Genomic DNA, 14069 nt, shown 5'->3' with positions numbered 1-14069 from the left:
TCTCGTCCTCCGGCGAACCCAGGACCTCGTGCTGCCACAGCGTGAAGTCGGCGTACTGCACGGGCAGCGGCGCCCAGGCGGGGACTGTGCCCGCGGCACGGGAGATGTAGGCGACCATGACGTCGCGAGCGAGCGGCGCCATCGACATGCCGTCCGCACTGATGTGGTGCACGACCATCACCAGCACACGATCGGTTTCCGACACCTCGTACAGACGCGCCCGTACCGGCGGCGCGACACGTACGTCGAAGCCGGCGGACAGGAACTGCGCCGCGGTGGCGAGCAGCGCGGACTCGTCGACCGACACCGGTGCGAGATCGAGCGCGACCTCGGCGGCAGGCACGACGACCTGCGCCGGACCGTGCTCCGACTCCGGGTACATGGTGCGCAGCGATTCGTGCCGAGCCAGCACGTCTGCCACCGCAGCCTGCAGCGCCGCGACGTCGAGTTCGCCGGTCAGCCGCACGGCCATCGGGATGTTGTAGCCCGCGGAGTCGGGATCGAAGCGGTTGAGGAACCACAACCGCTGCTGGGCCAGTGAGAGCGGAACGTGCGCCGGGCGCTCACCCGCGACGAGCTCGGGGCGGGCGGCACCGGGGTCGCCGGCCCGCTCGACCCGCAGCGCGAGTTCGGCGACCGTCGGGGCCTCGAACAGTTCCCGGACGCCGACGCGCACGCCCAGCGCCGCGTTGATCCGCGCGATCACCCGGGTCGCGACGAGCGAGTTGCCGCCGAGCGCGAAGAAGCTGTCGTGCACGCCGATGCGCTCGATGCCGAGCACCTCGACGAAGACCGCCGCGATGGCCTCCTCGACCAGATTCCTCGGTGCGACGAATTCTGTTGCAGTCGAGGCGAAATCGGGTGCCGGGAGGGCACGGCGGTCGAGCTTGCCGTTCGCCGTGAGCGGGAACTCGTCGAGCACCACCAGAGTCGACGGCACCATGTAGGACGCAAGGAACTCGCCGACGTGCGCCAGCACCGCGTCCGGATCGAGGCTCGCACCCTGTTCCGGCACGACGTAACCGACGAGACGGTCGCCGGTGCGCTCGTCCGAATGCACCAGCACCGCGGACGCCGCGACACCCTCGAAGCGCAGCAATGCCGACTCGATCTCGCCGAGTTCGATCCGGAAACCGCGCAGCTGCACCTGGAAGTCACTGCGCCCCAGGTACTCCAGCTGACCGTCCGCGTTCCAGCGCGCCAGGTCGCCCGAGCGGTACATCCGGTCGCCGACCGCACCGAACGGGTCCGCCACGAACCGATCCGACGTCAGGTCCGGCCGACCCAGGTAGCCACGAGCCAACTGGCCGCCGCGGACGTACATCTCGCCGGTCACGCCGACCGGGGCCGGCTGCAGGCGGGAGTCGAGCACGTACACGCCCATGCCGGGAAGACCGCGGCCGATGACGCTGGCCTTCGACTCCCGCGCGAACTCACGATCGAGCGCCAGGTAGCTGACGTGCACGGTTGTCTCGGTGATGCCGTACATGTTCACCAACCGCGGAGCGGTCTCGTCGTGTCGCGCGTACCAGCGGTCGAGCTGGCCCAGGTCGAGCGCCTCGCCACCGAAGATCACATACCGCAGGCTCAGCGGTCCGAAGACAGAGCTCTCCCCTGTGCCGGAGACAGACCTCTCCCCTGCGACATGGCCCGAGGCTTCGCCCGGGGAGTGGACCCGATCCGCCTCGGCGAGCTGGTAGAACGCCGACGGAGTCTGGTTGAGCACCGTGACCTTCTCGGCGCGCAGCAGTTCGAGGAAGTCCTCGGGTGAGCGCGAGGTCAGGTAGTCCACGATCACCAGGCTGCCGCCGAACAGCAGCGGCCCCCACAGCTCCCACACCGAGAAGTCGAAGGCGTAACTGTGGAACATCGTCCACACGTCGGATTCGTCGAACCCGAACTCGAGCTGGGTGTTCGCCATCAGGGTGAGCACGTCCGAGTGCGGGACCACGACGCCCTTGGGCCGGCCGGTCGAACCCGACGTGTAGATCACGTACGCCGGGTGCGCAGGGGACAGCGGAGCGACCCGGTCGGCATCGGCGAGCGGCGCGTCGGACACCTCGGACAGCCGAGCCACCAGCTCCGGCGAATCCAGCAGCAACGGTCGAACGTCGTTGTCCGGCAACGCAGACACGTCGACGACGGTCGAGATCACGCACACCGGAGCCGCGTCCTCGAGCATGTACGCGAGGCGGTCCTGCGGGTAGGTGACGTCCACCGGCACGTAGGCACCACCGGCCTGCAGCACGGCGAGCAGGGCGACGACCAGGTCCACGGTCCGGGGCATCGCGACCGCGACCATCGACTCGGGGCCGACACCCTCGGCGACGAGCACCCGAGCGAGGCGGTTCACCCGCGACGACAGCTCGGCGTAGGTCAGACGCTCGCCCGCCGCGACGACCGCGGTGCGGTCGGCGTGTGTGTGCGCGCGCTCGCCGAACACGTCGATGAGCGTCCGATTCGGCACTCCCACGCCGGGGACGGTCCAGCCGGCGAGCAACTGCGCGCGTTCGTCGGCCGCGAGCAGTTCGAGCTGCGCGATGGGCGTCGAGGTATCGGCCACAACGGCGTCGAGGACGCGATGCAGACGGTTGACGAGGGTCCGTACCGCAGCACTCCCGATCAGCTGCTCCTGGAACTTCAGATCGATATGGAGTTCGCGGCCCACTGACGCGATCAACGTGAGCGGGTAGTGCGTCGAGTCGAGGCCGTCGACACCGACCACCCGCAGCCCCGCCGTTTCAGTGGTGTCGCTGAGTCCCTCCTGGTCGAAGGGATAGGACTCGAAGACAGTGAGAGTGTCGAAGAGCGCGGACAAGCCGGTGGCCGACTGGATCTCGGTCAGCCCGACGAACTGGTGATCGAGCAGTTCGGCCTGCTGAGCCTGCAGTCGGGTGAGGACGTCGACGATCGTGTCCGCCGGTTCGAGAGTGACACGGACCGGAAGCGTGTTGATGAACAGACCGATCATCTGCTCGATACCGTTGATCTGCGGCGGACGACCCGACACGGTCGCACCGAAGACCACGTCCTCAGTTGCGGTCGCCTGGCCGAGCACGACGCCCCACGCTGCCTGGACGATCGTGTTCAGCGTGACGTCGTGGTCGCGAGCGACCCCGGCAAGTGCAGCCGTGTCTGTCTCGGACAGGGTGAGCCGCAGCTCCTGCGGCACCGCCGGATCGTGCGACTGCACGTCGGGCACGAGCAAGGTCGGAGCCTCGACACCCCTCATCGCCGCAGCCCAATCAGCAAGCGAGGCAGCATGATCCTGGGAAACGAGCCATTCGAGGTAGTCCCGGTAGGACCGGACAACCGGCATCGCCGAGTCGTCACCACCGGTGATGTACAGGATCAGCAGGTCCTGGATCAGCAGTGGTGAAGACCACCCGTCGAGAAGGATGTGGTGGTGCGTGACGACCAGCCGGAACCGCTGCTCCGCGGTCTTCACCAGCAGCAGGCGGACCAGTGGCGCCTCGATCATCCGGAACTGGGTGCCCAGGTCTTGCGCGAGCACTCGGTCCAGTTCCTCACGCTGCTCGTCGCCGGCCAGACCCGACAGGTCGACCTCGCGCCATGGCAGTGTCACGTCGCCGAGCACGATCTGCGCCGGCTCGCCGTTGCCGTAGGCGAACACGGTCCGCAGGTTCGGATAGCGGTCGAGCAGTGCCTGACCGGCACCGTGCATCCGCGCCGCGTCGACTCGACCCTCGAGTTCCACCACGAACTGCCCGGTGTAGATGTCGACGGCGTCCTCGGCCATCGTGGCATGGAAGAGGAAGCCCTGCTGCAGAGGAGTCAGCGGCCAGATGTCGACCAGTGACGGGTAGGTCGCCTCCCAGCGCTGCAGGTCCTCACGACTGACCGATACGAGATCGAAGTCGGAGGACGTGAAGCCGCCGAAGTCGCGGTTCTCCGCGTGTGCAGCCAAGGCCGTTGCGGTCTCGACCCAGAGTTCCGCGAAGGCGCCCGCATCCTGGGCAGACAACACACCGGTCGGGTAGGACACCGTCACCTGGAGAGTGGGCCCGTCCGCACCGACGGTCGTGCCGGCGTTGACGTCAAGGACCGAGGTGACCGGCATGTCGTCGTTGCGGGCTCCACCGACGCTGCCGGCGTTCGCATCCGGCAGCCACCCGTAGGAGTTCTCCTCGGTGATCGACGACGTTGCGAAACGTCCCAGGTAGTTGAAGCTGATCTGCGGGGCACTGAAGGACGACAGCGTCGCGGAGGTCTCGGCGTTGAGGTGACGCAGCAGGCCGTACCCGATGCCGTGGTCCGGCACCGCACGCAAAGCCTCCTTGACCGACTTTGCCGCTGTTGCCGCGGCCGCCGGATCCGTCAGGACCGCATCGGGATCGACGCCCAGCAGCGACAGTCGCATTGGGAACTCGCTGGTGAACCAGCCGATTGTGCGGGCGAGATCCGCGCCCGGCACCGTCTCGGCCTCACGGCCATGCCCCTCGAGTACGAGGTAGGTCTCCGGCGCCTCGACGCCGCGCCGGCTACGCCACCGCGCGGTGGCAACCGCGAGGACCGTGAGCAGGATGTCGTTGACCTCACCGTGGATGCGCGCAGGCAACGCAGTGAGCAAGGTGTCGGTGACCTCGGCGGGCAGGGCGACGACGACCTCGTCGACGGTCGAAACCGTATCCAGGCCGGGGTCCAGTGCTCGATCACCGAGCAGCGGATCGACGCCGTCGACCATCGCGGTCCACAGGCCGAGTTCGGCGACGCGCTCGTCCGAATGCGCCGCCTCGACCAGTCCACGCGACCAGCGGCGCATCGAGGTGCCGATGGCCGGGAGCACGGGTTCCTCGCCGTTCTCGACCATCGACCACGCCGTGGCGAGGTCGGGAACGATGATTCGCCAAGACACACCGTCGACGGCCAGGTGATGGACGACGACAAGGACACGACCGCCGCGCTCCGGCTCGCCGTCCGCGGCCGGGTCGAACCAGACGACCTGCAGCATGGCGCCCCGTGCCGGCGACAGCCTGGCCGAGGCGAGGTCGAGCTCGCGTTCGGCGAGCGCCTTGAACTCGTCGCTGCCGTTCGCGCAGTCGAATTCGACGCGGTGGATGTGCTCGCCTACCTGGACACTGCCGACCGGGGCGACCGTGAGTTCGCCGCCGTTGTCGGTCATGAACGCAGCACGCAACATGTCGTGCCGGTCGACGAGAGCCTGCACCGTGCTGGTCAAGGACTCAGTGGTCAGGTTCCGCGGCGCGGTGAGTACCGCGGCCTGCGAGTAGCGGTCGAAGCTGCCGCCCTGCTCGAGCAGCGCATGCATGACCGGCGTCAGGTCCACCGACCCGATTCCGCCGCCCGGCAACTCGTCCAAGGTGACGGCCTCAGCCGCACCGCGCACCGCAACCTCAGCGAGCGCCGCGACAGTCTTCCGGGAGAAGACGTCCTTCGGAGCGAACACGATGCCGGAGGCCTTGGCGCGTGCCACGAGCTGGATGGAGACAATGCTGTCGCCGCCGAGCGCGAAGAACGAGTCGTCGATGCCGACCTGCTCGAGGCCGAGCACCTCGGCGAACAAGGCACAGAGCTGTTCCTCGATCTCGGTGCGCGGACCCCGGTAGGTGGACACCGGTCGAGTCAGGTCCGGTACGGGAAGTGCCCGACGATCCAGCTTGCCGTTGACTGTCAGCGGCAAGACGTCCAGCACGACGAACGCGGTCGGGACCATGTACTCCGGCAGGTGTGCCGCGACGTGGTCCTGAAGCGCTGTGACGTCGATCGTTTGCCCCTCCGTGGGGACCACGTACCCGACCAGGTACTGCTTGCCGGGGCCGTCCTCGCGGACGATGACCACCGCCTGCGCCACTGCGGCGTGAGAGGCCACCGCGGACTCGATCTCACCGAGCTCGATGCGGAATCCGCGGACCTTGACCTGGAAGTCGGTGCGGCCGAGGTAGTCGATATTGCCATCGGGCAGCCACCGGACGAGATCGCCGGTCCGGTACATCCGCTCACCGCCGGCGCCGAACGGGTTCGCCACGAAGCGGTCCGCGGTCAGGTCAGCACGGCCGTGGTATCCGCGGGCAAGCTGCAGACCCGCGAGGTACAGCTCGCCCGGGACGCCGACCGGAACCGGCTGCAGTCGTGCGTCCAGCACGTAGGCGTCGGTGTTCCACACGGGGCCACCGATCGGGACGGATGCACCGTGGTCCCCGACGCACTCGAAGTAAGTGGTCGTGACTGCTGCCTCGGTCGGGCCGTAGGTGTTGTCGAGCCGCACGCCCCGCGCGCGCAGGGTGGCAGTCAGCCGCGGCGAGATGGCCTCACCGCCGGCGAGGAGGTGCCGCAGTGAGGTCGGCAGCGACGCCGACTCGCTCGCGACGAACACCTCGAGCATCGAGGGGACGAACTCGGCAACCGTGATCCCGTGCCGGTGCATCAACGCGGACAGATAGGCCGGGTCCCGATGCCCGTCCGGTTCCGCCACGATCAGTGGGGCACCGACGAGGAAGGGCAAGAAGCATTCCCACACCGACACGTCGAACGTGAACGGCGTCTTCTGCATGATGCGGTCAGCGGCGGTGACCGCATACCGGTCGGCCATCCACTCGAGCTGGCTGACGATGGCCTGGTGGGGAACCGAGACGCCCTTCGGGTTTCCGGTCGAGCCCGACGTGTAGATCACGTACGCGACGTGATCGGGGCGCAACGGACGCACTCGGTCCGCGTCGGCGACAGGAGCGTCCGAGTACGCCACGGTGTCGAGCTCGTCGATCGTGAGCACCGTAAGAGCCACGGGAAGCGCGACGCCGTCGCGGAACGACTCGATATCGGCGGTGGTCGTGAGGACCACCGGCAGCTCCGCCTGCGTGAGGACGTATTCGATGCGATCGTGCGGGTAGTCCGGATCGATCGGAACGTACGCCGCGCCCGCCTGGGTGATGGCATGCATACCGACGAGGAGTTCGACCGAGCGCCGAGCGGCCAGGCCGACACGGTCCTCGGGTCCGACGCCCATCGCGATCAGGTGCCGCGCGAGCCGGTTGACGCGAGCGAAGAACTCGCCGGCAGTGAGCTCGACCTCGCCGAACACGAGGGCGAGCTCGTCCGGGGCGGACACCGCGCGATCGGCGACGCGCTGCGCCAGCGTACCGTCGGCGATCGCGACCTCACGCCCATTCCACCCGCGCACGAGCTGTTCCTGCTCGCCCTCGGCGAGCAGGTCGAGGTCGCCGACAATCAGCGTCGGATCGGCCGTGACCGCGTCGAGCAGCCGCATCCAGCGCGCCGCCAGGACGCGCATCGCGGACTCGTCGAACAGGTCGGTCGCGTAGACCAGTGAGGCGTCCGTACCGGACAGAACGCCGTCCACGTAGCGGTCGCTGAGCGTCAGGTCCAGATCGAACTGACTGGTCGTCGCCTTGCCGTCGAGCCCGGTGATCGTCAGGCCCGGCAGCTGCAGTTCGGCCCGCTCATTGTTCTGCAACGTCAGCGAGACCTGGAACAGCGGGTGATGCGCCATCGTGCGGACCGGATCGATGATCTCGACCAAGCGCTCGAACGGCAGGTCCGCGTGCCCGTAGGCGTCGAGATCCACGGCCCGCACATGACGCAACACGTCGGCGAACGACGCCGAGGCATCGATCTCGGTACGCAGGACGAGGGTGTTGACGAACATGCCGACGAGCGCCTCGAGCGCCTGCTCGCCCCGACCGGCGACCGGGGTACCGATCGCGAGGTCCGAGGTACCGCTCATGCGCGAGAGCAGCACTGCGAGTCCTGCGTGCACGACCATGAAGGGCGTCGCACCGCTTCTACGCGCAAGGTCGTCGATGCGGGTCCGCAGCTCGTGGTCGATGACGAAGTCCACCGAGGCCCCGCCCTGGGACTGCTCCGCCGGCCGCGGTCGATCGGTCGGCAGGTCCAGCAGGTCCGGCATTGCGGCCAGTGCGGATCGCCAGAACCCGACCTGCTCGAAGGCGACGGATGCCGGATCGCTCTCGTCGCCGAGTGCGCCGCGCTGCCAGATGGCGAAGTCCGCGTACTGCACCTCGAGCGGCGACCACATCGGGGCGATGCCGTTCGACCGTGCCGCGTAGGCCGTCATGACGTCCTTGGCGAGCGGCGCCATCGACGCACCGTCCGCGGACACATGGTGAACGATCCACAGCAGAACGTGCTCGTTCTCAGACAGCTCGAACAGCGTCGCACGCGTCGGCACTGAGTCGGTGACGTCGAAGCCGAGCGCACACCGCTGCAGGACCTCGAGCCGCAGCGCCTCCTCGTCCGCGACGGGCACCGGGGTCAGGTCGGGAACCGCGTCCTCGGCGGGCAGCACGACCTGGCACGGCCCGGTATCGGAATCCGGATACACCGTGCGCAGGGTCTCCTGCCGCTCGATGACGTCGAATGCCGCCTGCTGCAACGCTTCCCGGTCCAACGCGCCCGACAGCCGGATACCGAGCGGGATGTTGTAGGCCGCCGAGCTCGTGTCGAACTGGTTCAGGAACCACATGCGCTGCTGCGCGGGCGAGAGCGGCACACGTGCCGGACGATCGGCACGCACGAGGGGTGCCCGACCGGTTCCGGTCGTGCGCTCGACCTGCTGTGCGAGCTCGGCAACGGTCGGGTTGTCGAACAACGCGCGCACGCCGAGGTTCACGCCGAGCGCGGCGTTGACCCGCGCGACCACCTTGGTCGCGGACAGCGAGTTGCCGCCCACCTCGAAGAAGCTCTCGGCCACGCCGACCCGATCGAGCCCGAGCACCTCGGCGAAGATGCCCGCGACGAGCTCCTCGGTGAGCGACCGCGGCGCGACGTAATCGACTGTGGCGGTGGCGAAGGCGGGTGCGGGCAGGGCCCTGCGGTCCAGCTTGCCCGCGGGGGTGAGCGGTACCTCGTCAAGGGCGACCACAAACGACGGGACCATGTACGCCGGCAGGAACTCGGCCGCGAAGGACCGCAGCACCTCCTGGTCCACCTCGCGTCCGGCGGCGGGCAGCACGTACGCGACGAGGACGGTGCCGCCGTCGGGGGCGGTGACGCCCTCCGTGGTGACGAAGCCGACGCTGTCGTGGCACGCGAGGGCGCCGCTGATCTCGCCGAGTTCGATGCGGAAACCGCGCACCTTCACCTGGAAGTCGGCGCGGCCGACGTACTCGAGGTTGCCGTCGGCGGTCCACCGGACCACGTCGCCGGTGCGGTACATCCGCTCCCCCGGCGCACCGAACGGGTTGGCGACGAACCGTTCCGACGTGAGGACGCCGCGGGCGTGGTAGCCGCGTGCCAGCGCGGGCCCGGACAGGTACAGCTCACCCGCGACGCCGACCGGCGCGGGGTTCAGACGGGAGTCGAGGACCGCGACCCGGAAGCCGCGGGTCGGCGCACCGATGGTGATCGGGGCACCCGCCACCAGCGGCTCCGACACCGTCGCCCACACCGTGGTCTCGGTGGGGCCGTACAGGTTCAGCATCGTCCGGCTCGGCGCCCAGCGGGCCACGAGCTCGGGCGGGCAGACGTCACCGGCGACGGCGAGCACCCGCAGGTCGTCGAGACCCTCGGGGTTCGCGGCCGCCAGCGCGGCGGGGGTGATGCACGCATGGGTGACGCGCTGCTCGCGCAGGAAGGTCGAGAGCTCCTCGCCGCCGTACAGATCGGCGGGAGCGATCACCAGTGTCGAGGCACTGCCGAACGCCATCATCATCTCGAACACGGACGCGTCGAAGCTCGGCGAGGCGAACTGCAGTGTGCGCGAGCCCGCTTCGATCAGCAGGTGGTCGTGTTGCTCGGCGACCAGGTCGGCGAGGCCGCGGTGCGTGACCACGACGCCCTTCGGCTGGCCGGTGGAGCCGGAGGTGTAGATGACGTACGCCGCGTCGTCGACCCGGATCGGGCGGGTGAACTCGGTCAGGTCCAGTGGGTCGGCGGAGGCGCCCGCGACCAGCTCGCCCGCGTCGGCGCCGTCGAGGATCAGCCAGTCGACGTGGTCGGCCAGCGCAGGCCGATGGTCGCCGGTCGTGATGCCAACGGCCACACCGGAATCGGTGAGCATGTGCGCGATGCGGTCGGCGGGGTAACTCGGATCCACCGGCAGGAAGGCGGCACCGGTCTTGGCGATCGCCCAGACCGCGGTGACAGTGTCGATCGACCGCGGCATCGCGACCGCGACGAAGGTGCCGACGCCGACGCCGCGGTCGCGCAGCACCCGCGCGAGACGGTTCGAGCGGTCGTCGAGCTCCCGGTAGCTGACCCGGAGGCCCGCAGCGTCCACGGCCGCCAGATCGGGGTCGACGGCCACGGCCGCACCGAGGATCTGCGGCAGGGTCCGCGCCGCCAACGGCTGCGCGCCCGCCACGCCCGCGAGCGCGTGCTCCTCGGCGGGGTCGAGGATCGGCACGTCGCCGACCGGAACCGTCGGGTCGACGACGACCGTCGACAGGATCCGCACGAGACGCTCGGCGAACGTGCGGACGGTCGCGGCGTCGAACAGGTCGGTGGCGAAGTCGAACGACGCAAGCATGCCGTTCGGACGACGGTCGACGTCCACCTGCTCGGCGAGCGAGAGCTGCAGGTCGAACTTGGCGACGTCCGCCGCGATGTCCTCCGGCGTGACCGTCAGACCCGGCAGGTCCAGCCGCAGGTCCTGCGCGTCCTGGAAGGCGATCGCGACCTGGAACAGCGGGTGGTGCGACTGCGACCGGGACGGGCTCAGCACGTCGACGAGCCGCTCGAACGGAATCTCGGTGTGCGCGTACGCGCCCAGGTCGGTGGCCTGCACGTGCGCGAGCAGGGTCGCGAAGTCCGTCTCCGGCTCGACTCGGCTGCGCAGCACCAGGGTGTTGACGAACATGCCGACCAGACCGTCGAGCTCTCGCTCGCCGCGGCCCGCGATCGCGGTGCCGATCGCGATGTCGGACGTCGAGCTCAGTCGGGCCAGCAGCACCGCGAGGGTCGCGTGCATGACCATGAAGACCGTCGCGCCGTGCGCCCGGGCGATCTCGGTGACCGCGCGGTGCACCTCGGCGTCGATGGTGAACTCGACTCGGCCGCCGCGCATCGACGCCTGAGCCGGCCGCGGCCGGTCCGTGGGCAGGTCCAGCTGGTCCGGCAGCCCGGCCAGCGCGTTCGTCCAGTAGCCGAGCTGCGAGGCGGCCCGCGAGGACGGGTCACCGGCGTCGCCGAGCAGCTCGCGCTGCCAGATGGCGTAGTCCGCGTACTGCACCGGCAGCGGCGTCCACTGCGGCGCAGCACCGTTCGTGCGCGCCGAGTATGCGGTCATCAGGTCCGCGACGAGCGGCGTCAGTGAGACGCCGTCGGCCGCGATGTGGTGGAGGACGAGCACGAACACGTGCTCGGTGTCCGAGACGGTCAGCAGTGCGGCACGCACCGGCACCGCCGCGGTGACGTCGAAACCGGCCGTTGCCAGCGCGGCCACGCGCCCGTGGATCTCGGCCGCGCTCACCGCTGCGGTCTCGAGTTCGAGGCCGGCGGCGTCGACGGTGAGGACCACCTGGTGGCCCCCGTCCGCCGAGTCCGGGTAGACGGTGCGCAGGGTCTCGTGCCGGGCGACCACGTCGCTCAGCGCGGCCCGCAGCGCGTCACCGTCGAGCGTGCCCGACATCCGGACCGCCAGCGGAATGTTGTACGCGGCCGAGGTGGCGTCGAGCCGGTTGAGGAACCACATGCGCTGCTGCGCGAGCGAGAGCGGCACGACCTCGCCGCGCGACTGCGGGACCAGCGCGGGCCTGCCCTCGTCGCCGCCGCGGACGACGCGCGCCGCCAGCTCGCCGACTGTGCGGGCCTCGAACAGGTCTCGCACCCCAAGGTCCGCGCCGAAGGCCTGGTTGACCTGGCTGACGACCCGGGTCGCGATCAGCGAGTTGCCGCCCAGGTCGAAGAAGTCGTCCGTCGCGCCGACGCGCGAGGCGTCGAGGATGCGCGCGAAGACATCGGCCACACCGGACTCGATCTCGTCGCGCGGTGCGACGAACACGCCCGCCCCGCCGAACTCGGGTGCGGGCAGGGCCGCCCGGTCGAGCTTGCCCAGCGGCGTCAGCGGCACCTCGTCGAGGACCATGATCGCGGCCGGAACCATGTACGACGGGAGGGTGCCCGCGACGAACGCGGACAGCGCCTCGCTGTCGGAGGACGCGCCGTCGACCGGCTTGACGTAGGAGACGAGTACCAGGTCCCCGGCCGGGCCGGGGCGGCCGACGGTCGCGGCGAGGGCCACGTCCGGGTGGGCGTTCAGGGCCGCGTCGATCTCGCCGAGTTCGACGCGGAATCCACGCACCTGCAACTGGAAGTCGGAGCGGCCGACGTAGTCGAGCTCCCCCGCGGCCGTCCACCGCACGACGTCACCGGTGCGGTACATCCGCTCCCCGGCCGCGCCGAACGGGTTGGCGACGAACCGCTCGGCGCTCAGCGCGGGCCGTGCCAGGTAGCCGCGGGCCAGACCCTCGTTGGTGACGTACAGCTCGCCGGGCGTGCCGACCGGCACCGGCCGCAGCCGGGAGTCGAGCACCAGTGCGTGGACGCCGCGCATCGGCGCGCCGATGGTGATGTCGACGCCGGCCGCGAGCGGCTCGGTGATCGTGACGATGACGGTCGTCTCGGTCGGTCCGTAGGCGTTGCGCAGCCGGCCGCCCCACCGGGCCGCCAACTCCGGCGGGCACACGTCGCCACCGACGACGACCCGCTCGACGGTCTCGAGACCTGTGGCGTCGATCGTCTGCACCGCCGTCGGGGTGCTGACGAACATGGTGATCGACTGGTCGCGGATGAAGCCGGCCAGCTCGACTCCGCCGTACAGGTCGGTAGGTGCGATGACCATGGTGGCGCCGGCCGCGAAGGTCGACAGCATCTCGCCGACGGCAGCGTCGAAGCTGATCGCCGCGAACTGCAGGACGCGTGAGGCAGCCGTCGTTCCGTAGTACTCGAGCAGGTCCTCGGTCAGCGCGGCGATGCCGCGATGCGTCACCGCGACGCCCTTGGGCAGACCGGTGGTGCCGGACGTGTAGATGACGTACGCGAGGTGGTCCACCGCCAGCGGGGCGACCCGCTCGGCATCGGTGACCGCAGCCGCGGATCGGGACACGACGGACGCCGCGACGTCGGGGTCGTCGAGCTCGACCCACTGCGCGCCCGTTCCCGAACCCACGGGCAGGGCGTCCCGGAACTCCGAAGTGGTCAGGCCTACGAGCGCACCGGAGTCGGTGACCATGTGCGCGATGCGCTCGGCGGGCAGCTTCGGGTCGATCGGCAGGTAGGCGCCACCGGCGGCGGCGACCGCCCAGATCGCGACCATGGCGTCGATGGAACGCGGAATCGCCAGGGCGACAACCGCGTCCGGTCCGACACCACGCTCGATCAGGTACCGCGCCAGGCGGTTCGACCGATCCGTCAGCTCGCGGTAGGTGACCGTCTGGTCGCCGGCCTCGATCGCCGCGCGATCGAGGTGCGGTCGCGCGCCGTCGGCGAGAATCGCGGCCAGGGTGCGGGGCGCAGGCGCGTGCGCGCCGCGGCGGTCGACCAGGTGTGCGCGCTCCTGCGCGTCGAGGACACTCAGGTCCCCGACCGCACCCTGGGGCGCGCCGAGCGCGGTCCGCAGCAGGTGGCGCAGGTTCTGCGCGAACCGCGCCACCGTCGACGGGTCGAAAAGATCGGTGGCATAGGTGAACACGGCACTCGCGCCGCCGTCCGATCCCTCCAGGACGGTGAGCATGAGGTCGTACTTGGCGGAGTCGGTCGGCACGTCCAGTGCCGACACCTCGAGGCCCGCGAGCTCGAGCCGAGTGCTCGACTCGGACTGGAACGAGAGCGCCACCTGGAACAGCGGCGAGTGCGAGGTCGCCCGCGGCGCGCCGAGCGTGTCCACGAGCTGCTCGAAGGGGATCTCCGCGTGCTCGAACGCCGCGAGGTCCGTCGTGCGGATCCGCGCGACCAACTCGTCGAAGCTCTCCGCCCGGTCGATCACGGTGCGCAGCACGAGAGTGTTGACGAACATGCCGACCAGGTCGTCGAGCACCCGCTCGCCGCGACCGCCGACCGGCGTGCCGATCGCGATGTCGTCGGCGCCGGACAACTGCGCCAACGTCGCTGCG

1 protein-coding gene (cut by both window edges) is annotated in these 14069 nt (G+C 69.9%); it reads right to left on the bottom strand.

Every position in this 14069-nt window falls within one protein-coding gene, locus FK531_RS13580, for a non-ribosomal peptide synthase/polyketide synthase (RefSeq protein ID WP_142100132.1), read on the bottom strand. The gene is 43437 nt long; 14336 of those nucleotides lie to the left of the window and 15032 to its right, leaving coding positions 15033-29101 in view (codon 5011, partial, through codon 9701, partial); the first complete codon in reading order (the gene reads right to left) occupies positions 14066-14068. Both the start codon and the stop codon lie outside the window.

The organism is Rhodococcus spelaei (assembly GCF_006704125.1).
GTDB lineage: Bacteria > Actinomycetota > Actinomycetes > Mycobacteriales > Mycobacteriaceae > Rhodococcus_G > Rhodococcus_G spelaei.
This window is presented reverse-complemented; position numbering and strand designations above follow the sequence as displayed.